23 protein-coding genes and 1 other RNA gene are annotated in these 21324 nt (G+C 51.4%); 8 read left to right on the top strand and 16 right to left on the bottom strand.

Annotated features, from left to right (window positions below):
* Positions 1 to 54: 54 nt before the first annotated feature.
* A complete protein-coding gene (locus tag ACTS3T_RS02840; RefSeq protein WP_377967379.1) occupies positions 55 to 645 on the top strand; it encodes a GNAT family N-acetyltransferase in 591 nt (196 codons plus the stop codon).
* Positions 646 to 916: 271 nt separating this feature from the next.
* A complete protein-coding gene (locus ACTS3T_RS02845) occupies positions 917 to 1492 on the top strand; it encodes a hypothetical protein (RefSeq protein WP_377967378.1) in 576 nt (191 codons plus the stop codon).
* A gap of 68 nt (positions 1493 to 1560) precedes the next feature.
* Here ACTS3T_RS02845 and ACTS3T_RS02850 read toward each other — a convergent pair whose 3' ends face one another.
* The 7 genes from ACTS3T_RS02850 to surE all read right to left on the bottom strand — a co-directional run bounded on the left by ACTS3T_RS02850 (position 1561) and on the right by surE (position 8572).
* Positions 1561 to 2691 (bottom strand): histidinol-phosphate transaminase, encoded by a 1131-nt coding sequence (locus ACTS3T_RS02850; RefSeq protein WP_377967376.1) that lies wholly within the window; start codon positions 2689 to 2691, stop codon positions 1561 to 1563.
* Between the two features lie 81 nt (positions 2692 to 2772).
* Positions 2773 to 3393 carry a TenA family protein gene (locus tag ACTS3T_RS02855; protein ID WP_377967374.1) on the bottom strand — a complete coding sequence of 207 codons (621 nt, stop codon included), beginning with the start codon at positions 3391 to 3393 and terminating at the stop codon, positions 2773 to 2775.
* A gap of 17 nt (positions 3394 to 3410) precedes the next feature.
* Positions 3411 to 4184: an HAD-IA family hydrolase gene (locus ACTS3T_RS02860; protein WP_377967372.1), complete on the bottom strand. Its 774-nt coding sequence runs from the start codon at positions 4182 to 4184 to the stop codon at positions 3411 to 3413.
* Between the two features lie 117 nt (positions 4185 to 4301).
* Entirely contained in the window at positions 4302 to 5213 is a 912-nt protein-coding gene (locus ACTS3T_RS02865) for an AAA family ATPase (RefSeq protein WP_377967370.1), read from the bottom strand.
* 42 nt (positions 5214 to 5255) lie between these two features.
* Positions 5256 to 6332 carry a bifunctional riboflavin kinase/FAD synthetase gene (locus ACTS3T_RS02870; RefSeq protein WP_377967368.1) on the bottom strand — a complete coding sequence of 359 codons (1077 nt, stop codon included), beginning with the start codon at positions 6330 to 6332 and terminating at the stop codon, positions 5256 to 5258.
* A 275-nt stretch (positions 6333 to 6607) separates the two neighbouring features.
* Positions 6608 to 7477 (bottom strand): MBL fold metallo-hydrolase, encoded by an 870-nt coding sequence (locus tag ACTS3T_RS02875; protein ID WP_377967366.1) that lies wholly within the window; start codon positions 7475 to 7477, stop codon positions 6608 to 6610.
* 210 nt (positions 7478 to 7687) lie between these two features.
* Positions 7688 to 8572, bottom strand: a complete 885-nt coding sequence (gene surE, locus ACTS3T_RS02880) for a 5'/3'-nucleotidase SurE (RefSeq protein ID WP_377967364.1) — start codon at positions 8570 to 8572, stop codon at positions 7688 to 7690.
* 263 nt (positions 8573 to 8835) lie between these two features.
* Here surE and pheS point away from each other — a divergent pair, with 263 nt between their 5' ends.
* Positions 8836 to 9837: a phenylalanine--tRNA ligase subunit alpha gene (pheS, locus tag ACTS3T_RS02885; protein WP_377967362.1), complete on the top strand. Its 1002-nt coding sequence runs from the start codon at positions 8836 to 8838 to the stop codon at positions 9835 to 9837.
* Positions 9838 to 9918: 81 nt separating this feature from the next.
* On the opposite strand, the gene ACTS3T_RS02890 is transcribed toward pheS, so the two are convergent.
* Both ACTS3T_RS02890 and ACTS3T_RS02895 read right to left on the bottom strand, forming a co-directional pair.
* Entirely contained in the window at positions 9919 to 10044 is a 126-nt protein-coding gene (locus ACTS3T_RS02890) for a photosystem II protein Y (protein WP_377967360.1), read from the bottom strand.
* A gap of 104 nt (positions 10045 to 10148) precedes the next feature.
* Positions 10149 to 10697: a gamma carbonic anhydrase family protein gene (locus ACTS3T_RS02895; protein ID WP_377967450.1), complete on the bottom strand. Its 549-nt coding sequence runs from the start codon at positions 10695 to 10697 to the stop codon at positions 10149 to 10151.
* A gap of 124 nt (positions 10698 to 10821) precedes the next feature.
* Between ACTS3T_RS02895 and ACTS3T_RS02900 the strand changes: the two genes are divergently transcribed.
* From ACTS3T_RS02900 to ACTS3T_RS02910, 3 genes are read left to right on the top strand one after another with little or no spacing between them, the layout of a single operon-like run.
* On the top strand, positions 10822 to 11331 hold the full coding sequence (locus ACTS3T_RS02900; protein WP_377967358.1) for a TIGR02652 family protein: 510 nt from the start codon (positions 10822 to 10824) through the stop codon (positions 11329 to 11331).
* Positions 11332 to 11388: 57 nt separating this feature from the next.
* Positions 11389 to 11829 carry a VOC family protein gene (locus ACTS3T_RS02905; RefSeq protein ID WP_377967356.1) on the top strand — a complete coding sequence of 147 codons (441 nt, stop codon included), beginning with the start codon at positions 11389 to 11391 and terminating at the stop codon, positions 11827 to 11829.
* On the top strand, positions 11819 to 13237 hold the full coding sequence (locus ACTS3T_RS02910) for an AAA family ATPase (RefSeq protein WP_377967354.1): 1419 nt from the start codon (positions 11819 to 11821) through the stop codon (positions 13235 to 13237). The genes ACTS3T_RS02905 and ACTS3T_RS02910 overlap by 11 nt, the downstream gene beginning before the upstream one ends.
* 5 nt (positions 13238 to 13242) lie before the next feature.
* On the opposite strand, the gene ACTS3T_RS02915 is transcribed toward ACTS3T_RS02910, so the two are convergent.
* The gene (locus ACTS3T_RS02915) at positions 13243 to 13929 is read right to left on the bottom strand and encodes a transaldolase family protein (protein ID WP_377967352.1); all 687 of its coding nucleotides are present in this window, start codon (positions 13927 to 13929) and stop codon (positions 13243 to 13245) included.
* A 112-nt stretch (positions 13930 to 14041) separates the two neighbouring features.
* Between ACTS3T_RS02915 and ACTS3T_RS02920 the strand changes: the two genes are divergently transcribed.
* Positions 14042 to 14944 carry a ferritin-like domain-containing protein gene (locus ACTS3T_RS02920; protein ID WP_377967350.1) on the top strand — a complete coding sequence of 301 codons (903 nt, stop codon included), beginning with the start codon at positions 14042 to 14044 and terminating at the stop codon, positions 14942 to 14944.
* A 40-nt stretch (positions 14945 to 14984) separates the two neighbouring features.
* On the opposite strand, the gene ACTS3T_RS02925 is transcribed toward ACTS3T_RS02920, so the two are convergent.
* The 6 genes from ACTS3T_RS02925 to ssrS all read right to left on the bottom strand — a co-directional run bounded on the left by ACTS3T_RS02925 (position 14985) and on the right by ssrS (position 20434).
* Positions 14985 to 16052 carry a WD40 repeat domain-containing protein gene (locus ACTS3T_RS02925; RefSeq protein ID WP_377967348.1) on the bottom strand — a complete coding sequence of 356 codons (1068 nt, stop codon included), beginning with the start codon at positions 16050 to 16052 and terminating at the stop codon, positions 14985 to 14987.
* Entirely contained in the window at positions 16049 to 17020 is a 972-nt protein-coding gene (locus ACTS3T_RS02930; protein WP_377967346.1) for a CobW family GTP-binding protein, read from the bottom strand. Before ACTS3T_RS02930 ends, ACTS3T_RS02925 begins: the two co-directional genes overlap by 4 nt.
* An 87-nt stretch (positions 17021 to 17107) precedes the next feature.
* Positions 17108 to 17383, bottom strand: a complete 276-nt coding sequence (locus ACTS3T_RS02935) for a hypothetical protein (RefSeq protein ID WP_377967344.1) — start codon at positions 17381 to 17383, stop codon at positions 17108 to 17110.
* A gap of 78 nt (positions 17384 to 17461) precedes the next feature.
* Positions 17462 to 18736, bottom strand: coding sequence for a M16 family metallopeptidase (locus ACTS3T_RS02940; protein WP_377967342.1), 1275 nt, complete (start codon positions 18734 to 18736; stop codon positions 17462 to 17464).
* Between the two features lie 68 nt (positions 18737 to 18804).
* Complete coding sequence (locus ACTS3T_RS02945) at positions 18805 to 20058, bottom strand: M16 family metallopeptidase (protein ID WP_377967340.1); 1254 nt, start codon at positions 20056 to 20058, stop codon at positions 18805 to 18807.
* Between the two features lie 192 nt (positions 20059 to 20250).
* Positions 20251 to 20434: non-coding RNA, 6S RNA (gene ssrS, locus ACTS3T_RS02950), on the bottom strand.
* A gap of 97 nt (positions 20435 to 20531) precedes the next feature.
* On the opposite strand from ssrS, the gene ACTS3T_RS02955 reads away from it, so the two are divergent.
* The gene (locus ACTS3T_RS02955; protein ID WP_377967338.1) at positions 20532 to 21317 is read left to right on the top strand and encodes an SAM hydrolase/SAM-dependent halogenase family protein; all 786 of its coding nucleotides are present in this window, start codon (positions 20532 to 20534) and stop codon (positions 21315 to 21317) included.
* The last annotated feature ends 7 nt before the right edge of the window (positions 21318 to 21324 follow it).

The following is a 21324-nucleotide window of genomic DNA, read 5'->3' on the forward strand; positions in this document are numbered from 1 at the left end:
ATATTGTTCATCAGGCTGCTATCCAGCATTCCCATTCGGCTTAAGATTTCCACTATGTCTATTTCCCATCCTTACTTGTCCTTCACATATTCCGGTGAATCGATTTCGTTTCGAGTGAGAACTGCGGGCCTTGAGGACTTAAATCAGCTAGCCGATATTTTAGTTGCCAGCTTCTATCCGCAGACGGGCTGGATGTATTTTGTATACCCCCTTTTACGCTTAGGTATCTATGAAGATTTGAAGCATCGATTTCGTTCCCAGCCTGCGCGTTATGCCTGTTTTGCGGTGCAATCGGCAGAGGCAACGCTGTCAAGCGAGCAGCCAGTGATCGGAACAGTAGAACTTTCGTGTCGTCCTGCCCAGGTTTGGCCGTTTAGCCTGACAAAATACCCCTACGTTTCTAACTTAGCGGTTCACCAGCAGTTTCGCCGACGTGGTGTAGCCCGTCAACTGCTACAAGCTTGCGAACAGACGGCGCGAAGCTGGGGATTTCGATCGCTGTACTTGCATGTGATGGAAGATAATCAGCAGGCGCGCCATCTATACACCAAAATGGGGTATCAGCTTAAGCAAGCGGAATGGAACCCTTGGGGCGCTTTGTGGGGAAAGCCACAGCGGCTATTGCTGTACAAACCCCTGCCGTAGCGCCTAAAGGGCATAGGCAACGAGAACGAATAGCTTAAAATTGTGTAAAGCAAAATTTACTTGTTAACGGCTGAGTTTGAGGCAACGGAGCAAAGCTAGGCTAAGGCTGCGATTGGGGTCAGTTACCCCATTGAAGGAGTTTACGTTTTGTCAAATCTTTATGTCTGCTTCAGAGATTTCTAACAGAGGTCACGCATATCTGTAGAGTCAGTACCCTAGAATAGGTGAGTGCAAATTCTGATTCTCAGCTTGGAATTAATTGCCAACTTACATGGATGTAGGCAACTATACGCAAAACTCTATTGGCTTAGTTGCGGGTTCCAAGCATAACCGCACCGTGCCGTTAACGCGGTCACAGTTGGTGTCTGAAAGCACTGCCCCTCGCTGTAATGATCCCATTGCCCATCAATCTGTGAATCAGAACTTGGAGGCTGAGGAAATTCTGACCCAACTTAACAACGATAAGTTTTGGGTCGTGAATAGTCGGCGACGCAATGGCATTATTGTGGTCAAACAATTTCATGCCGAATTTGCAGGGCCAGGGGCTGCTGTGGGCGGTTCGTTTGATTTAGGTTGTCAAAAAATTATTCCTTTGGGTAATTTGTCGTTGATTCCTCCTGAGTCTCATGAGGAACAGCAAAAAGCGTTGCGCATTCGGTTGCAGTGGATTCGCTTGACGCAGAATTTTACGGATAAGCCAGTGCCAGCCGAGCGGGCGCGGATGATCTTAGAGCAGTTCAAGAGTTATTTTGACGCTGAGATGGTCAATCAAGTTCCCGATGAAGCTTTTGCTTTGCTGGTGGGCGTTTTGCCTTATACCATTCGCTTAGCCCGCACGTTAAGTTAATCGAGTTCTGGACGAAGCCTCCCCCATCAGAACAGATAATCTGGCAGCGGCAGCTAGCTGGACAAAACTCAGGCAGAGACAATGGCTTTTAGCGATCGCGCTAAATGGTCTAGCGTTCGCTGGTTTTCGGCAGGGGTGCCCACCGTAATTCTCAGCCCACCTCCGGTTTGTCGAATGAGCGTACCTTGTGCTTTGAGTTGGGTAAAAAGCTGATCTAACGTAGCTGATGATTGCGGCTGAGGCCGTACATAAATGAAATTAGCCTGACTAGGCCAGACTTGTAAATCGGCCATAGCAGTTAAGGCTTGTAAGAGGCGATCGCGTTCTGCTAGCAAATCAGGAATGACCGTAAGCAGGCTTTGGCGATGTCTCAGCGCTGTTAGCGCCGCTGCCTGAGAAAAACTTGGCAAGTTGTAGGGTAGCCTGACTTTTTCAAGAATCTGAGTTAGCCTCGGCTGGGCGATCGCGTAGCCAACCCGATGAGCCGCCAAACGAAAGGCTTTAGAAAAGGTGCGTAGAATGACCCAGTTAGAACGCTGCAAAGCCAGGGCTAAGGTCGTCTGCTGGCTGAATTCGAAGTAGGCTTCATCCACCACAACCAACACTGACTCAGGTAAATTCTGGAGCCAGTTGAGTTCGGCAGGCGTAAGGGCGTTAGCGGTGGGTGAATTAGGATGCACCATAAAAACCACTCGTACCGGACAAGTAGCCGTAGCGATCGCCTGCTGAGCAGCCTCTAAATCGACAGCAAAATTGATTGGGTGACGATTGACACTGACCACTGGAACACCGAGCGTTTGCGCCAAAATAGCGTACATCGAAAAGGTGGGCTGAGCTACCAGAATAGCGCCACTGCCCTGAAGACAAGTCGCGATGAGCAAAGCGCGGATGAGTTCATCAGAGCCGTTGCCGATAGAAATGTGCTGGCTAGATAAAGCCGCTCCGGCACCGGGCGCTGATTCGCTCACATAAGCTGCGATCGCTTGCTTCAATGGCTCATGGCCGCCATCAGGATAGCGATTAGCCGCGATCGCCTGCTGATAAGTCCAGGCTAGCTTTTCCTTTAAATCGGCGGGTAAGTCGTAGGGGTTTTCGTTGGTATCTAGATGATCTAAAGCCCCTGTTGTCTGCATCTCACCTCCTGGATGGGGAGTATACGCAGTGAGCTGAGCCAGATCGGCACGAATAAAAGGCAGCATGACAGGCTAAAACAGACAACAGCAATATTATGGCAGTTAAGGCGGCTCTCCTCGATCGCCCTCAGCAGCCAGTTAAATCAATTAGCTTTCCCACGCTGCTTGAAAAAAGGCTTGCTCACACAGCATGGCATAGCGATAGGTTGCTTGCACTGGCTGCGTGTTTTGGGCATACTGCTCTACCAAAGTTTCTAGCTGCTGGGCGAGTGGTTCAAAAGTGTCGCTGCTGTAGGTTTGAATCCATTCGCTGTAAGCGTGGTTAGGGATGCCGTTTTGAGCCAAGGTTTGCCCTAAAAACGCATAGAGACGCATACAGGGTGACATGGCCACTGCTGTAAAGCCAATGTCTTGACTCCAAGCTGTGGCCAGCAAAAAGTCTGTGTATCGTCGGGTTGCTGCACCGGGTTGGACGGTTTGCAGATCAACCTGCCAGTGCTGGGCATAAGTAGCGTGCAGTTTTAGCTCTGCCAGCACTCCCGCCGTTAGCGCATGAAAAAGCTGAAACGTTTGCCAATCCGGCGACTTAGCCGCAGCAATGCTGTAGGCGCGGGCAAAGGATTCTAAGAAAAATGCGTCTTGCCCCACATAGTAGGCAAACTTTTCTTTGGCGAGAGAGCCATCTGCAATTCCCTGCACAAAGGGATGGTGCAAAGTAGACAAGGCCAAGTCTTGATTAGACTGCCAGAGAGATTGAGAAAGAGCCATACTGACCTTGCTAGCGCTTACAGGTGAACGGGCGATCGCAGTAATCGCTGAGCTAAATCAAGCGTAAAGTAACGATCGCCTTCAGGATTTCCGGCGATCGCGATAAAGGGCTTTTCCGGTTCGCCCAAATGATCGAGTACCAGAGCCGCCTGAGGATAGGTATAGCGGCAGGTGTAGCGATTCACCGTGATCACCGTTTTAAGTCCGGCTTGGGTTGCAGCGGCTAGCCCCTGGGGGCTATCTTCAATCACCAGACAATGAGCCGGGGCGATCGCCATAGCCTCCAACACATAATGATAAATATCTGGCTCAGGTTTCTTTTGGCGCACTATATCGCCTGCGGCAATGACCTCAAACCAGTTGGGGCTATCAGCTCCGATAGTCTTTCTCAACAAAGGCATCACGTTGTGGGGGGCGCTAGTCGTTGCGATCGCCAGTCTCAGTTGGGCTTGGCGGGCGGCTAAAATTAAACGCTGGACACCCGGTCGTAGCGCAATTTTACCCTGTTGCAAAAGCTGCTGATAATACTGATTTTTTAAGCCATGTAACTGGGCTACGAACGCAGGGCTACGTTGATCGTAGGGTAAATTGGGGTGATATTGCTGCAGGTAATAGCGAATCCGCTCCTTTCCTCCGGCTACCTCAAGCAATTCGCCATACTGCTCAACTGACCAATGCCAATCTAAACCCAGTGCTGCAAACGCCTGGTTAAAGGCAATCCGATGGCCGTCTTGTTCTGTTTCAGCTAGGGTACCGTCTACATCAAAAATTAGGGCTTTCAAATCAGACATAAGCTAAGCCATCCGCAAAGAGGAGCAAACGGGGGCAGAATCTGGCACCAATGACCTTTAAGCCTTTGAGGTCTGCGGTTAATGTGTGACCCAAAGCTTCCGGCCAGGATCCAGCTTCTAAGAGCCAACCGGAAGAGAATTGAGCAATCTGGTGATAATAGTCATCCCTGATTGTCCGGCAGCCGGAATCAACCGATGAGCCAAAACAGGGGCAGCCAAGTATTTTACGTCATCTGGGATAGCATAGTCTCGCCCTTCGATAAAAGCCAGCGCTTGCACAGCCCGGTAGAGAGCCACACTGCCGCGCGGGCTAGCCCCCAAGGTGATTTCTTCATCGCTGCGGGTCGCCCGCACCAGCCGCAAAATATATTCTTGTAAAGAGGCTTCAACCCGTACTTGCAAACACTGATGCCGCAGAGCCTGCATTTCTTCTAGGCTCAAGCAAGGAGACAAATCATCAGGGCGGATACCTGTTTGCAGCCGTTGCAACATCTTCAACTCTTCTGCGGCGGTAGGATAGCCCAGGCTAAACGAAAGGGCAAAACGATCCATTTGGGCTTCGGGCAGGGGAAAGGTACCCTGATATTCAACCGGGTTTTGAGTGGCAATGACAAAAAATGGATTAGGCACGGCTCTAGAAATGCCGTCAATAGTCACCTGATGTTCTTCCATCACCTCCAAAAGCGCTGACTGGGTACGCGGAGTAGCGCGGTTAATTTCGTCTGTCAGCAAAATATGGGTAAAGACTGGCCCCGGCATAAACTGAAATTCTCCCGAACTGGGGTTCCAGATGTTGGTGCCAGTGATGTCAGTAGGGAGTAAATCAGGCGTACATTGAATGCGCTGGAACTTGCCGTCAAGGCAACGGGCTAAAGATTTAGCTAACAGCGTTTTACCCACGCCAGGAACATCTTCTAAAAGGGCATGTCCGCCAGAAATCAGGGCGACCAACACTAAACGAATAGCATCCGTCTTGCCCACAATAGTGCGATTCAGATTTTGAACTAGCTGGTCAACACGCTCTCTCATGGCACAGGATCAATCTTAATGTCGGCTGAAAGTTTTTTAAGCTTAGCGGCGATCGCCCCTCGATAGCATGCCCAAGGCCGCCTCACAATCTGCCTGAATCTGACGTTTGAGGTCTTCTAAAGAGTCAAACCTTTGCTCTGGCCGTAAAAAGGCTTCTAAGCTAACCGTGAGATTTTGGTCATAGAGATCGCCTGACCAGTTGAGAATATGCACTTCAACGGTTTGCTGCTGACCTGCAACCGTAGGCCGATAGCCAATGTTCATCACCCCTAACAACGGCTCTACAGCTTGAGCGAGCCTATCGCCCTGCACTCTAACGGCATAAACCCCTTGACGGGGCAAAAACTTGTCGGCCAGAAGTTTTAAGTTAGCCGTTGGAAATCCCAACGTTCGCCCGAGCTGTTGGCCCATTACAACCCGTCCCGTCAAACTGTAGGCTCTGCCTAAAAGCGCTTTGGCTCGATCGAGATCCCCTGCTAGCAATGCTTGTCGAATATTTGAACTGCTAATACGCTCACCCCCCAGTTGTTTCAGCGCTACAATGTTCACCGGAATTCCCTGGCGAGCAGCGATCGCTTTAAGATCTTCGGCTGTTCCTGCTCGCCGACAGCCAAAGCGAAAATCAACCCCAACGCTAATGCGCTGCGCTTGTAACTGCTGAAGCAGCACCTCTTCAACAAAAGCTTCCGGCGTCAGCTCAGAGAGTTGCTGATTGAAAGGAAAAAGGATCAGTTGCTCAACGCCCATGCGCTTAAGCTGGTCTGCTTTCTCGTCAAGTGGTGTCAGCAACGGGCGCGATTGTCCAGAGAAAAACTCGCGCGGGTGAGGAAAAAAAGTTAATACCGTAGCGTAGGGAGGACGAAGCTGACCAGCAGAGAAGCCAGCGGCGGCGTTATCCTGACTAAAGGCTTGTGAGGAAACATCGCTGTAGCCCTGCACTGAGGCAAAAGTAGCCGGGTGGGATGGCGACCCCTCTGGGGGCTTCACCCCTGGGGGAGGGGCGGCTTGAGGCAAAATCGGTTCAATGACTTGACGATGACCTAAGTGGACGCCATCGAAATTTCCCAACGCGATCGCTGTTGGCGTTTTAGCCGTGCTTGTTGAAGAAGTAACCCACACGCTTTACATTTTGACACATTAGCATCAGCGTACCGCTATTTGGAGGGGAATAGAAGACTTTAGGAGAAACAGTCGGCTTTTATGGCTAAAGGCCCAAAGCAGAAAGAAAGCTTTTCTATCAACGGCTTGCGGCAATTGAAACCTCTCAACGCTTGTGACTACAGCTATAGCTGGCTGGGTCTGTCTTTACGCAACAGTGTCAGATCGCTGAAGCAAGCTGTTGTAGTTAAGGGCCACCGTTGCGGGCAGTTAACCTTGTCGATGATGAAGCAAGATCAGGCGGCTGTCTTCGCTGTTGCCAGTAAATCCATCGTCATCCCTTCGTAAGCCACGACGCTGTTTGGAAAAGCCTCTACAGTAAGGCGGCTAATCTCATCCATAAAGTCATCATCATGCAGCGGATCATGGTGAAAAATGACAAGCTGTTTAACCTTAGCTGCTTTAGCCACTTTCACCGCTTCTTGCCAAGTCGAGTGCCCCCAGCCGATCTTGCTGGATTTTTTGTCGTAATATTCTTCGTTGGTGTAGGTGGCGTCGTAGATCATCAAATCGGCTTCTCGCGCCAACCATAAGACGTTTTCGTCTAGCCGATCGGGAAAATGCTCTGTATCAGTAACATATGCTACTGAATGCCCGCCCCAACTCACCCGGTAGCCAATAGCTTCTCCCGGATGATTCAGCAAAGCATTTTCGATGATGACATCCCCAAGCTGTACCTTTTCGCCAATTTCAAGATCGCAAAACTTCAAATCGGCTCCCATGATTTGTAGCGGCACGGGAAAGTTCGGGTGAAGCATTTGGTCGTTGAGGCGTTGCTCAATGGTAGAGCCATTGGGTGCGATCGCACCGTAGATATAAAACTTATTGATAGGCACAAAAGCTGGCACAAAAAAGGGAAAGCCTTGAATATGATCCCAGTGGGAATGGGTGAAAAACATATGGGCTTCAATCGGCATTTCTGACAAAAGCGTTTGCCCCAGTTCTCGTAGCCCAGTGCCACCATCAAACACCAGGCGCTGACCTGCAATTTGCATTTCAACGCAAGAAGTATTGCCACCGTAACGCACTGTTTGAGAACCTGGGCAAGCAATACTACCTCTTACGCCCCAAAACTTAACTAAAAACTGCTTCTGCACGTTAGACATGAGCCTTTACTTGCGCCAACTGGTCAACGAATCTGGTAACAGCGCCACCCTTTTTATCGTATTTCCCATCTTAATGAAGATCCATCGAGATAGCTGCATTTGCAAGTGGAGTTAATACTTGTCAGCAGTAAGGGTGAATCAAAATATCACAAGCTTTTCATACGTTAGCTTAGAGCAAACAAACAGACTTTCAGAGATTTGTAATTTTTGCTAAAGCTCGTTTGGGTGAGTCTGCTCCAGGCTAGCGGTTAGTCCTGGCAATTTAGCTAGCCATTGGCCCAGAAGGGTAAGACCGGAGGGAGAGGTCAAATTATACTGCAGCGGTGTGATAGTAATGTAGTTTTCCTTAATAGCGTGAACGTCCGCTGGCAATAGAGACACCCCTGCTTTTACCCCAGTCATCGCCGACTCTAGCACACCATCGCCGCCCCAGGTATCCAGAGGATCGCTTACCTCCTCCATCACTTCTCCGGCTAACCAATAGTAGGTTTTGCCACGCGGATCAACCCGTTTTTCGAAGAGATCGACGTAGCGACGCAGCCCTTGACGAGTAATTTTGACACCCCGAATGTCAGCCTCCCTGACGGCAGGAATATTGACATTCAAAAGCACGCCAGAGGTAAGGCTATTATTCCCTAGATGATCTACCAACGCACGAGCAAAGTTAGCGCCTGGTTGAAACTCGCGCTCGTTGAAGCTGGCTAAACTCAAGGCAATAGCCGGAATACCTTCTATCACCCCTTCCATGGCCGCTGAAACCGTTCCCGAATAAAGGACATCAGTCCCTAAATTGGCTCCGTGATTGATGCCAGAAAGCACAAAGTCTGGCGGCGTTTCTAGAAGTGCTCCTAGTGCTAGCTTGACACAGTCAGAAGGGGTGCCCGAACAGGCCCAAGCCTGTACCTCTGGATGAAAGCCCGACTCAACCACTTCGGCTCGAATAGGCTTATGCAGCGTCAACCCGTGACCTGTTGCCGAGCGTTCGCGATCTGGGCAAACCACAGTAACGGTGTGTCCGGCAGCGGCTAGCGTGTTAGCTAACGTACGAATTCCCAGCGCAAAAATACCGTCATCATTGCTGACTAAAATGTTCATAGGCGTCGGTAAGTTGACATGGTTAGCGCGAAAAAGCTTGGAAAAGTTTATGGCGCTGACCCTGAACCCAATACACTGGGTAGTGAAATTACAATCAAAGCTTTGTGCTGCTATCAGCGCTGGAGCCAGCCCCATGACGGCTAGGCAAGACCCGTTTTAAGGTACCTAGTCAGCATAGCTTAACTGCTTTGGCTAGTTATTTTGATCAGCAAAAGGGGCGCTATCTCTGTTTTTACTGTATTGTTTAGCCGAAGTTTACGAGCATGACCACATTACCAACCGAATTGGAGACACAGCTACAGTCGCTTGAGCAGTCTGCTCAAGCCGCCATCGCTGAGGCAGCGACCTTAGACGAGTTAGAACAACTGCGAGTTGGTTACTTGGGTAAAAAAGGCCAGCTTTCTAAAGTATTAGGGGGAATGGGGCGGCTACCAGCCGCCGAGCGTCCCCATATTGGGGCATTAGCCAATACCACCAAAACGGCTTTGCAAACAGCTTTAGAGGAGAAGAAAGCAACGCTACAAACGGCGGCAATTGCCGCTCAGCTTGCAGACGAAGCGCTAGATGTGACGATGCCGGGGGTTTTTGTCTCTCAGGGACGGATACACCCGATCAACAGCATTATTGACCAAATCGTCGATATTTTTGTGGGTTTGGGCTATACCGTAGCTCAAGGCCCTGAAGTTGAAACAGATTACTACAACTTTGAAGCGCTGAATTTCTTGCCTGACCATCCGGCCAGAGACATGCAAGATACGCTTTACCTCACCGATGGTCAACTCATGCGTACGCACACGTCAAATGTGCAAATTCGTTACATGAAGGCGCATGAGCCACCGATGCGGGTTGTGGCGGTAGGGCGCTGTTACCGACGCGACACGGTAGATGCTACCCATGCCGCTGTGTTTCACCAGATTGAGTTTTTTGCCGTAGATAAAAACCTAACTTTTAGCGACCTGAAAGGCACCATTAAGGTGTTTTTGGAGGCGTTGTTTGGTGAAATTCCAGTTCGCTTTCGCCCTAGCTTTTTTCCGTTTACGGAACCGTCTGCTGAGGTCGATGTGCAATGGCAAGGGCAGTGGCTCGAAATTTTAGGCTGTGGCATGATTGACCCCAATGTTTTGCAGGCTGTCGGCTATGACCCAGAGGTTTATTCGGGGTTTGCTGCGGGCTTAGGGGTTGAGCGGCTAGCTATGGTGCAAAACAAGATTGACGATATTCGTCGTCTTTACAGTAGTGATTTACGCTTTTTGCGCCAGTTTTAAGGGTGAGCTAAAAAGCCTACAAAAATAAGGTAAGGAGCGCGATCGCGCTCCTTACCCCTGTATCCTAAAATCCTGAAAATATTAAGCTTCCCGATTAAGGAATTCTTGTATTTGCCCAATGGCAGCCCGACCGATGTTGAACACCGCCCAGCTAGCGGCCAAAATGATGGGAGCTAGCACTGCCAAAACGCGGAAATCCAGATCCATTTCCGAATCCTCCTATTGCTAAAAAATCTTGTAACTTTAAGCGGTGTAATAATTCTCTCATAATTAATTCTATTTCCCACAGGTTCTAGGCGAAAGTTCAGGCTTCAGGCAAAACCGAGCTGTTGCCCTGTACCCGCGTGGACTGCTGCGAGTTGACAATACTTTTGGGCATGTTCAATTAGATCGGTGGCTTCTAGGTCAGTCAGCGATCGCACGACTTTACCCGGTAGACCCATCACCAGCGATCGCGGTGGTACCGACTTGGTGACAACAGCGCCAGCCCCCACGATACTGCCTGTACCAATACGCACCCCGTTGAGCAGCGTTGCGCCAATCCCTATAAGACTGCCTCGCTCCACCCAAGCACCGTGGATGACTGCTCGATGACCGACTGTAACGTAATCTTCTAAAACCGTTGGAAAACCGACATCACCATGGAGCACGGCTCCATCTTGCACGTTGCTATAGCCGCCTACCTGAATCCGCTCAACATCGCCTCGCAGCACCGCACCATACCAGATGCTAGCGCCTGCCGCTAGGGTGACTTGGCCAACTACAGTGGCGTTTGGAGCTACAAACGTGGCTGCTGTGATATCAGGCGCAGGCCAAAATTTTCCAGGGGTGACTAACAAGGGCTGGGCATAATCCACGATAGTTCCTTAAAGTTATGACAGAATGCAGCCGAGAAACCGCAAGTGACCGAGTCCTCCCAGTTATAATAAGGCCACCAGAACATGTGGGACTGGTGTTGTGTAGAACCGTCTCGTTTAAGACTCAATGGTGAATCCAGCCCTACAATATCCCATCTTTGGCCCTGAAATTCAGTGCCCCCACTGTCGTCAAACCATTCCAGCCCTGACGCTCACCGATACTTATCTGTGTACTCGTCATGGCGCTTTTGAAGCGGATCCAGAAACGCGGGAACTGGTGCATTTACAGTCGGGGCGGCACTGGCGGCAATGGCAAGAAGAATGGTATCGGCAACATACTCACCCAGACGGCATTCGCTTTGAAATTCACGAGGCTCTAGACCGCTTGTATACTCAGGGATATCGGGCCACCCGTGTTATTATTGCCCGCCGCTATAAAGACCTAGTCAGTGCCTACCTTGAGCGCAGTACGCCTTGGCGAGGCAAAGCAGAAACAGCGTCTCCACGACTGTATGGTTTGCCCGTTGAGTTTAGCCCGCCTTCTGAGGATGAACCCTGCTGGGACGTGATCAATTTCGATTTAGAAAAGGAACCTGGCGCTCCGGTGCGCTATCCCTATTTTCGTCTTTTTGAGTGAGTCTTGACCTGATGACTGGGTGGGTGAGACTTAATGACCTAAGTCTTGAGGTTAGCTATGCATCATACCTCTATCCGAACCGCTAATATTCATCGAGCGATCGCCTTTTATGAGCAGCTAGGCTTTGCGGTAACCGAGCGCTTTACAGCCGGCATTACCTTAGCCTGCTGGATGGAAGGTCTAAATGGTCGCATTGAGCTACTTCAGATTCCTGAGCCACGACCCGCCGCAGATGCGTTTACTGACGAACATTACACCGGATATTACCATTTGTCTTTTGACTTAACTGAGGTGGCCACAGATTTGCCCAGTTGGCTAGCAGCCTTACAGCAGCGTTTTGAGCAAGCCGCCCAAGCTTCAGTGCCAGTAGACCCGCTCAAGATTTTGTTACCCCCTCAGCAGCAAATGATTGGTAATCACGTTTATGAAGTGATGTTTATTGCCGATGCGGATGGTTTGCCCTTGGAGTTTATGCGGATGCTAGGTCATGTCAGCTAAGGTGGCTCCCTTTGCCGATAACTGGGCTTATTTAAAAACAGAACTGGGCTGGCTGGAACGGTTGCTGTTAGCTGCAGTTGCCAAGCAACGGCAAGACAATCGTGAGGTGAACCAGATTGCCCAGTCTCCGGCTGATCGAGCTACAAGCCACTGGTGGAAAGGTATTATTACCCTCACTCCGCCTGCTTTTCAAGACGACTGCCGCGTGCCGCCCAAAGCGATCAAGTCTCACAAGCAGAGCTATCAGCAGCTTTTAGCTGCCCGCATTCAAGCTAGCCAGTCTCAGGGCATTGTGCTAGCGCTACCGTTACTATGCGATCGCTTTCAGCTTTCCATTCCAGAAAAAAATTTGGTGCTGTTGGCTCTCGCCCCGGAAATTAATCGGCGCTATAGTCGGCTGTATCGTTATTTGCAGGCCGACACCAGCCGCCTGATGGGGATACCGACTGTAGACTTGGGTCTAAGGCTTTTTTGCCGCAACGATTTAGAATGGCGTCGCCTGAGGGCACAACTGGCCAAGCCAAGTGCTTTTATCCATCAGCTTTTGCATACGCTAGAAGCGGAGCCAGCGCCGTTACTCGATCGCTATCTGCAACTATCGCCCGAACTGGTTAATTATCTGCTGGCCGAAGCACCGCAAGGCGACGAGCTTCATCGGCTGGTGCCTGCTGCCGTCGTCACAGAAGCGATCGCTCAACCGCAAATTTATAGCGCTCCGCACTGGCACGAGGTTGTTTTGCCACGTCCGCTTCTGCAAAGCTTGCAGGGATTAGTTCAGCAGATGCAGTTTAACCTCAGTCTGTCAGCTACGGGAGCAGAGACGGCATTGGGTCAGGTCGTTTTGTTTGCTGGCGCAGCCGGAACGGGTAAAACCTATGCAGCTAAAGCGATCGCTCAAGCGCTGCAACAACCTTTGACGCTAGTTGACTTAACCCACCGCTCTGCAACAGAGTGTCAGGCTTTACTCAGCCATCCGGCGCTGCAAACAGCTCCTTTGGTTCTAATTCGAGCCGCCCAGCAGTGGTTAGGACGGCAAGAAACTAACGACAACCTGATTAGCCGTTGGTTGTCGCAGCGGCGACAGGTGCCGAGTCTGACGCTATTGACCACCCATTTTATGCAATCGATTCGACCTCGCTGGCGCTATCAGCTAGAGGGGGTTTTAGAATTTCCCTTACCCAATCAGTTGCAGCGACGGCAGCTCTGGCAGCAAATGTTGCCGGACGATATCGAAGTGGCAGATGAAGTTGATTGGGCAAAGGTGGCGCGATTAGCGCTAACCGGGGGTGAAATTCAAGCGATCGCCCAGGCAGCCCTGGCTTATGCTCGCCTAGCTGAGCCATCCCGGCTGCAGGCAAAGCACCTGCGACAGGCGGCAGCGCTGCGGGGTAAAACGCTGCGGCTATAGCAGCGCTATTGGCTCATTTGCTCAGCTGCCCGTTCAAAATCCGCCGTGGCTTGTTGAGTAGCGGCTACATTAAAAAATTCGGCGGCGATCGCAGGTGCAAGCGTAAAAGTGTTCAACCCTTGCGTCGCTAAAAAGGTCACTTCTTCAATGCTGCGAATGCTGGCTACTAATAGCCGAGTCGGACTCAGTAACGCTGCGATCGCTTGCTGCATTGTCACTAAAGTCTCGCGTCCTTGTCCGCTCAGATCGTTGATGCGCCCTAGGTAAGGAGCCGCGTAGTCGGCTCCCAACGCCGCCGCCATCAACACTTGCTGGGGGGCATAAACTGCCGTCAAGGTGACGCGGATGCCCTGCTGAATCAGCTTTGTGGCCGCTAGGGTACCAAGCTGGGTGATAGGAACTTTGACGACAATCCGGCGATCGCCAGCAGCAAGCTGTTGCCCCCGTTCCACCAAGGCTGGAACCGTGTCTCTCCAGGTTTGCAACTGCACCTCTTGTGCCCCTAAAGCAAAAGCGGTTTCTGCCAGAGAATGGAGCTTATCTAGGCTACAAGCCGTTCCTGAGCGGGCTAGCAGCAGCGGATTGGTGGTTATGCCATAAAACAGACCCGTGGCTAACCAGTCAGTCCACTGCGGGGGATCAGCACAGTCTAAAAATAGCCGTAGGGTTGGAGGTACTGTCGAGACAGACATAGGTAAGCTGGCGCGGTGTTAACGGTTCTTCAATGATCGCCTGCCGCCGACCCCTCGAAAAAAAGAAGTGCGTTACGATCAGAAATAATGATTTACAAACTGAAATATCCCCATGACTGTCGTTTATCCCCGCAAATTGCAAAACGCCTTGAGTGCTCGTGATATTCTCAGCCGCGTCGTCAGCGATCGCGAAATTCACCTCATCACGCTCAATCGCTACCGCTACAACGAACAGCGCAGTTGCAAAGACTTAACTGATTTAATCGAATCACTCAATGGCGAACCCCGCGACCTGGTACAAGATTTGTCTCACCACGTTGCTGATGAAGCGCGTCATGCTTTTTGGCTAACCGACTTACTGATTGAATTGGGTGCCGAGGTCAACACGCCCCCTGGATCCTCTTATATTGACGAGTTTGAGCGGCTACTCGACCAAGATCAGTTCAGCTCTGCTGAGCAAAAAGAAGCGGGTATTATCGCTGCTTTGGCGGCAATTAACGTTACGGAAAAGCGCGGCTGCGAGTATTTTTCAGCCCATATTCACGCCCTAAAGCAAGCACCGCAGACAGAAGAAAATATCAAAATTCGCCAAACCATTGAGCAAATTTTGCCAGAAGAGGCTGGACATGTGCGCTGGGGTACCCGTCGTTTGGCTGAAATTGCTAAGAAAAGTCCGGCGCATCGGCGTCAGGTAGAGCAGGCAAGGCTGAAATATGCAGCCATTGAGCAAGCCGCTTATGAATCAGGGATGGATATTACATTGGGGGCTGAACTGCGCCGCGTTAGCAAGCTGGTTGAAATTGCCAACACGCTACCTGTTTGGCAGCGTCCTCAGTATTTGATGGAGCGATTGCCGCTGACTTTGCTAGCCCCTGATTTGCAGCAAACTCGCCTGACTGCGGCTCAAAGAGTTTGGCAGCGTGATCCGCAGGCTTTTGTTGAAAAGCTAGTTCCGATGTTTTTAAGTGGCTTGAATCCTGCCAAGTCGGCTGAAAAAGGCTCTAAAGTGGCGTAACGTCACCGCTACAGCCCTGATCAGGCCGTGAAGCGATCGCTTAAGCGCCAAAACCTTTGGCTTGTCGCTGAGTCAGGTGCCAGATTTGTAATTTGCCAGCTGAGCCACCGACTACCAGCCGATCGCCAGCAGGATGCCAGACTAAACAGGAGACGCCTTGGCGGAAATTTTTCAGCGTTTGGGCTAGCTGCTTGCCGTTTTGCCAGAGGGCAATCTGTCCTTCGCGGCTAGCGGATGCCAGGAGTTGGGAATGGGGTTGAAACGCGATCGCGATAACTGTGTCTTGATGATGTTGTAAAACCCGCGATCGCCATCCCCTTTGCGTCGTTTCTCGCTCCCATACCGTAATGCCTTCAGCACAGGCCGCCGCGAGCAGCGGCGCTGAGCCGCTCGTAGGAGGCATTGACCAGCAAACCTGCCGCACTTTGCCGGGGAACCCCTGCATCAGCCAGGGGGGAGGGCTACCCCATTCCACCACCGTTAAGGTGCGATCTAAATTGCCAGACCCCAAATAACGCCCCTCCTGCGACCAAGCAGCGGCAATGCTAGCCCCCGGCACCTGGATTAACTGTGCCGCTTTTTGCCACTGGTGAGTCTGCCAGACTTTGATGCCCCCATGACCGCTCACCGCTAAGGAGTCGCCGCTTGGATGCCAGACTAAATTCAAGACAGACGAAGCCTGAAAGTCTAGCGATGCCAAGCGATCGCCCGTTGGTATTTGCCAAAGCTCAACCTGAGAACCCACGCCAACAGCCAGAAGGTTTTGCTGCGGATGCCACGCCAGCTGATCTAGCCAAACCCCTGCATACGTCTGCTGCCATTGGATGCGATGCGCAGATGATGCTACCTGCCAGACAGTTACTTCACCCGCTTGTCCTACGGCGGCTAAAAATTGGCTATCGGCAGAAAAAGCTAGGCTACTAATGGCAGCATTTTGAGGCGATCGCAGCGCGATTAATTGACCGGGGGGGCTACCCATCATAACCTCACCAGCCGCCGATGCGGCTGCTAGCCAGTGACCGTTGGGCGACCAGGCGATCGCCGTTACATAATCAGCGAGGGTTGTTTGCCAGGTGGCGGTCGCAGTGATCGAGGCCGTTGATCTCACGCTAGACAAGTCCGAAAGCCCTCGCGCAGCTCAGCTTGATTCAGGTTGCGGCCAATAAAGACGAGTTCGCTGCGGCGGGTTTCGTTCGCTTTCCAGGGGCGATCGCTGCGGCCATCAAAAATCATGTGTACCCCCTGAAACACATAGCGATTGGCTTCACCTGCCAGATTGAGAATGCCTTTCATCCGAAAGATATCGGGGCCTTTGCTTTGTAACAGCTCGTTAACCCAAGTGCTGAGCTTATCGCTATCGAGAGGACGCTCTTCCACAATGGCAAACGAATAGACCGATTCGTCATGCTCGTGGGCAGCTTCGTTGAGAAATTCTGGATCCACTTGTAAGGCTCGGTCTAAATCAAATGCCTGAACCCCTAAAATCGATTCGATCGCCAGTTCCGCCTTTTGAGTGCGGTAAACTTTGGCCATTGCGTTCATGTCGAGAAGGCGTCGCTCTAGCTCCACCAGTTCTTCCTCAGCCACCAGATCGATTTTGTTGAGTAAAATGACATCGGCAAAAGCGATTTGCTCTTGAGCCTCGTCGCTATCCCAATGCTGCCAGATATGCTTGGCATCGACGACAGTAATCACAGCGTCTAAAGCCAGTTGGGCCCGAACGTCTTCATCCACAAAAAAGGTTTGAATGACGGGAGCCGGATCGGCTAATCCAGTCGTTTCAATAACTAAATGGTCAAACTGATCGCGCCGCTGCATCAGGTTACCAATGATGCGAATCAGGTCGCCCCGTACGGTGCAACAGATGCAGCCGTTGTTCATTTCAAAAATTTCTTCGTCAGCATCAATCACCAGTTGATTGTCGATCCCCACTTCACCAAATTCATTGACAATGACGGCCACTTTCTTTCCGTGTTCGTAAGTCAAAATGCGGTTGAGCAAAGTGGTTTTGCCAGCACCTAAATATCCGGTCAGCACCGTGACGGGTACGCCTGCTGTTGCTGCTGTCGTGATCACGTTCTATTTACCTTTAAACTTTGGGAACCTCAGAATTTCGGCATTATCCCTGACGCCGTTTCCCCAGAAAAGTTTGCCACGAACAGTTTAGTCAGGCGGGTGCTGGGGGGCTGACCTGATGGCGTGTTGAACTTCCGCAAACGTAATTTCGCTAGCGGCTCGATGAATTTTGAACATCTGCGGCGGCTGGGTCATAACGGTGATGACGGTTTCCAGCGGCGGACAACCTGGCTCTTGGCACTGAAGCTGGCTGATAGAAACCGGAATATCAGCAGACAAATCGAGCGCTGCTTGTGTCCAAGTCTTGAGTTGTCCAATCTGGCTAGAATCAGCCTGAGGACGTTGCTGTTTGAACAGGTTCATGGCGGGGATGTAGCGCTACTGGGAGAGCGCCATCAGGTTGAGCTAAAGCAGAGCCAGTTACGCGTCAGTCTATCATCGCTACTTTAGCGGTTCAACCGCTTCAGCCGGACCGAGAATTGAAACGTAAGGCACTGTAAAAAAGTCGGCGGCTGCCGCTTGGGCTTGCTCAAGGGTGACCGCAGCGATCGCCTGGGAAAACTGCTGATCAAATTCCATCCCTAACCCAATGATTTCATACCAGCCCAGCAGTTGAGCAATTTGGGCATTGGTTTGCTTGCCCAGGGCATACTGCCCCAACAGCTTATTTTTCGCAGTTTGCAGTTCTTCCGGCAGCAGCGATACGGTTCGCAGGCGGGCTAGCTCAAATTGCAGTCCTTCGAGGGCGATCGCGGTGTTGCTGGGTGCTGTGCCAATATAGGCGACAAACTGAGAACCGCCAATTCGCGTGGGGTAGAAGGCCGAAACGTCATAAGCCAGTCCGCGCTTTTCTCGCAGCTCAACGAACAAACGGCTGGAAAGTCCGTTACCTAGATAGGTGTTTAAAAGCTTAAGGGCAGCATAGGCCGGATGTTTGACGGCAGCCGCCTGATAGCCCAACATCACAATTGACTGATGTGTTTCCTGTACCAAAATAGAGCGAGTGGGTTGGGTGGGCTGCGGCGGAAACTGTAAAGCGGGAATGGGTTCAGTCGGGGCTGACCAGTCGCCAAAAACGGCACTGACTAGGTCAACAGCGCGATTGCGGGTAATGCGCCCTGCAATGCTCACGACCATATTGTCGGGGCGGAAATAGGTTTGGTGCGCTTGCAGCAAGTCAGTGCGCTTGAGCGCTGCTAAGCTCTCGGCGGTGCCAATGGCGGGTAGCGCGTAGGGATGATCGCCGTAAAGTAGGTGGCGCAACTGATTGTAAGCTACCGTAAAAGGCTGCTCTTGCATGGACTGAATGCCTTGCAGAGCCAACCGCTGTTCTAGTTCAAATTCAGCCTGTGACAAACTGGGAAAACGCAGAATTTTTCCGGCTAGCCCCAACATGTCCGCAAAGTCGCTAGAAACGGTTTTGAGGCTGAGTAAGCTGTAATCGGCAGAGGCATCGGTGCCTAAGCTAGCGCCGACTGACTCGACTTGCTCGGCAATATCCATAGAGCTGAGATCGGCGGCTCCTTTGGTCAGCAGCGCGGCCAGCAGGTTAAACAGTCCGGCTTGCGATCGCGCTTCGTATCCGGTTCCGGCTCTCACAAAAATCCGGGCTGAGACGATATCAGCCACCGGGTTTTCTGCCACGAGAACAGTTAAACCATTGGATAAAACAGTGCGATGGGTCAAAGGTTGGCTGATAGAGGTTGATACAGTCACTCGCAAAAAAAGAGGGATAGAGATTTTAGCACTCAGGAAGCATCATAGCGAACGAGCGATCTCAACGTTCAGGCTGGTTGCAGAATCGTTGCGACATAATTGTCAGGAGAGAGATACTGCTGCGCCAACTGCTGTAAATCAGCAGGCGTATAAGCCTGAATCGCTTGCGGATAGGTAACGCAGACTTCTGGCTGAGCAATGGTGCTGTAGTAGCCATACAGTCCGGCTAGCTGCCCTGGCGTTTCGGTTGAAAAAGCGTAGTCGTTACATAGCAAACGGCGACAGCGGCTGAGTTCAGCTTCGCCAATTGGCGTTGTTGCTAAGTCAGCCAAGCGATCGCGAATAATCGCCTCAACGGTGGCGACATATTCAGGCGACAGCCAAGCATTGAGCGTAAACAGGCTGCCATCACGCTGTAGCGAAAAACTACTGCTGATGTCTTGAACCAATTGGCGTTCTTCTCTAAGCTCTCGCACCAGCCGCGAAGATCGCCCCTCTGCCAGCAGCACTGACAATAAATCCAGACCATAGCCCTGACGGAGCTGATCAACACCAGGCCCCGTCCAAGCCAGGGTCAAACGGGCTTGTCCTAGCCGGGGTAGCTGCAACACCTGCCGTTGAATGCCTTTGATTTGGGGCAGCGCCACCGTTTCTTTCACCGGATGCTCTACCTGATGGGCAAAGGGACGAAAGGCGTGTAGCACCATTTCTACCGCCTTTTCCAAGGCAATTCCCCCCACCATCACCACCGTCATATTTTCTGGTTGGTAATAAGCTTGGTGAAAATGCCGCATTTCTTCGGGCGATCGCTGGTTGAGAATAGCTTCTGTACCCAAAATAGGGCGACCATAGGGATGCTGTTGATAAATCAGCTCAGACATCGCCTGAAAGCCCAACCAGTCGGGATCATCCATCGACTGTCGAATTTCTTCTAACACCACACAGCGTTCTCGCACAAATTCATCCGCCGGAATCGCCGCATGTAGCAGCAGATCGGCTAAATAGGGCAAGGTTTCGGCTAGCGCATCGGCGGCGATCGCCAAAAAGAAATGGGCATAGTCGTGGCTGGTGGCGGCGTTAGTCATCCCGCCCCGACTTTCAATCGTCGCATCAAACATACCGGGGGGCAGGCGATCGGTTCCCTTAAAAATCATGTGCTCTAGAAAGTGAGCCATGCCAGACCAGTCGGATGGTTCTGCGATCGCCCCAGCCCTTACCCAAACATCAGTCACTACTACGGGGGTTGCCGTGATCTCCTGATGAATCACCGTCAAGCCATTTTCGAGGCGCACGACAGTAGCCGGAAACTCTGAGCTGTTCAAGGGCTTTGATCCAAATTGTCGTCAAATAACCGTCTAGCAAAAAAACGCTCAGCGAAAATTTACCGCCGTCCCGTGAATTTACTAGAGATTAATGTGAGGTTAAATTATATACAATTTTCAATCTAACCGCGATTTTGGCTAGATCCATCAAAAAGTCCTCTACAAAATTCGTAGAGGACTGATGAAAGCTAAAAGTTCACCGCAGCGCCGTCTTACCTCAGTCTTCGACCTGGTAAAACCAGGTGGGTACCTGAGCATCGGCTTTAAGTTTCCGGGTACAATGCCCGGTCTACTGCCACCGACACAATTTGGTTCCCTTGTACAAAAGACATAGATCGTAAAACATTGTTGGCAGTCACCAACGCCGCAGTGGAACTGGTGACTATCATAACCAAACCGCCTTGGTAGAGTGCAAGGGGGAAAGCCGAATTTTTGCCGGACAGCCACGACTCACACCGGATGGAAGACTGACTATGCCTGCTTTTATCACGTTACTGACAGATTTTGGCAGTCAAGATGTTTATGTAGGGGTAATGAAAGGGGCGATCGCTCGTATTGCCCCCAGCGCCGTTGTTATTGATCTAACGCATGATGTTGCTCCGCAAGCTGTTTTGGCCGCTAGTTTTCATTTGAGGAGTGCCTATCGCTATTTTCCAGATGGTACGGTTCATGTAGTAGTGGTTGACCCCGGCGTAGGGTCGCAGCGACGGGCGATCGCCGTACAAATGCCTCAGGGATATCTAGTTGGCCCTGATAATGGCGTTTTTAGCGGCGTTTTAGCCGACACCACCGGATTAGCTGCCGTTGAGCTGAACAACCCGGTCTACTGGCGATCGCCTCAGCCTAGCCAGACCTTTCATGGTCGAGATGTGTTTGCCCCAGTGGGCGCTTATTTAGCCAAAGGCACTCCTTTTGCCCTGCTGGGTACTGCCATTCCGGTCACAACCCTCAAGCGGTTGCCTGCCGTAGACTATCAGACGACGGCCAACGGCTTTGGCGGCTCGGTGCAGCATATTGATCGCTTTGGTAATCTAATCACTTCTATACCGGGTAAAGTGCTGGCCAATCAGCAGTGGGTAGCCGCGTTCGATATTTTAGAAATTCAAGCTGTGCAAGCCTACGCCGATCGACCTGCTGGCCGTTTGGTTGCCCTGGTGAACAGCCAGGGCTGGCTTGAAATTGCCGTTAGCCAGGGCAGCGCTCAGGCAGAACTCAAAGCGGCGGTTGGCGACCCCGTAGAAGTTCGATTGCTAGATTGAGGGCTTT

Source organism: Almyronema sp., from assembly GCF_052168255.1.
GTDB classification, from domain to species: Bacteria; Cyanobacteriota; Cyanobacteriia; order Phormidesmidales; family Phormidesmidaceae; genus Sphaerothrix; species Sphaerothrix epifaneia.

What these genes read in the sequence shown, in the direction of transcription:
- ACTS3T_RS02840 (WP_377967379.1), top strand. Translation starts at nt 55, where the DNA reads ATGTCTATTTCCCATCCTTACTTGTCCTTCACATATTCCGGTGAATCG.
- ACTS3T_RS02845 (WP_377967378.1), top strand. Translation starts at nt 917, where the DNA reads ATGGATGTAGGCAACTATACGCAAAACTCTATTGGCTTAGTTGCGGGT.
- ACTS3T_RS02850 (WP_377967376.1), bottom strand. Translation starts at nt 2,691, where the DNA reads ATGCTGCCTTTTATTCGTGCCGATCTGGCTCAGCTCACTGCGTATACT.
- ACTS3T_RS02855 (WP_377967374.1), bottom strand. Translation starts at nt 3,393, where the DNA reads ATGGCTCTTTCTCAATCTCTCTGGCAGTCTAATCAAGACTTGGCCTTG.
- ACTS3T_RS02860 (WP_377967372.1), bottom strand. Translation starts at nt 4,184, where the DNA reads ATGTCTGATTTGAAAGCCCTAATTTTTGATGTAGACGGTACCCTAGCT.
- ACTS3T_RS02865 (WP_377967370.1), bottom strand. Translation starts at nt 5,213, where the DNA reads ATGAGAGAGCGTGTTGACCAGCTAGTTCAAAATCTGAATCGCACTATT.
- ACTS3T_RS02875 (WP_377967366.1), bottom strand. Translation starts at nt 7,477, where the DNA reads ATGTCTAACGTGCAGAAGCAGTTTTTAGTTAAGTTTTGGGGCGTAAGA.
- surE (WP_377967364.1), bottom strand. Translation starts at nt 8,572, where the DNA reads ATGAACATTTTAGTCAGCAATGATGACGGTATTTTTGCGCTGGGAATT.
- pheS (WP_377967362.1), top strand. Translation starts at nt 8,836, where the DNA reads ATGACCACATTACCAACCGAATTGGAGACACAGCTACAGTCGCTTGAG.
- ACTS3T_RS02890 (WP_377967360.1), bottom strand. Translation starts at nt 10,044, where the DNA reads ATGGATCTGGATTTCCGCGTTTTGGCAGTGCTAGCTCCCATCATTTTG.
- ACTS3T_RS02900 (WP_377967358.1), top strand. Translation starts at nt 10,822, where the DNA reads ATGGTGAATCCAGCCCTACAATATCCCATCTTTGGCCCTGAAATTCAG.
- ACTS3T_RS02905 (WP_377967356.1), top strand. Translation starts at nt 11,389, where the DNA reads ATGCATCATACCTCTATCCGAACCGCTAATATTCATCGAGCGATCGCC.
- ACTS3T_RS02910 (WP_377967354.1), top strand. Translation starts at nt 11,819, where the DNA reads ATGTCAGCTAAGGTGGCTCCCTTTGCCGATAACTGGGCTTATTTAAAA.
- ACTS3T_RS02915 (WP_377967352.1), bottom strand. Translation starts at nt 13,929, where the DNA reads ATGTCTGTCTCGACAGTACCTCCAACCCTACGGCTATTTTTAGACTGT.
- ACTS3T_RS02920 (WP_377967350.1), top strand. Translation starts at nt 14,042, where the DNA reads ATGACTGTCGTTTATCCCCGCAAATTGCAAAACGCCTTGAGTGCTCGT.
- ACTS3T_RS02935 (WP_377967344.1), bottom strand. Translation starts at nt 17,383, where the DNA reads ATGAACCTGTTCAAACAGCAACGTCCTCAGGCTGATTCTAGCCAGATT.
- ACTS3T_RS02955 (WP_377967338.1), top strand. Translation starts at nt 20,532, where the DNA reads ATGCCTGCTTTTATCACGTTACTGACAGATTTTGGCAGTCAAGATGTT.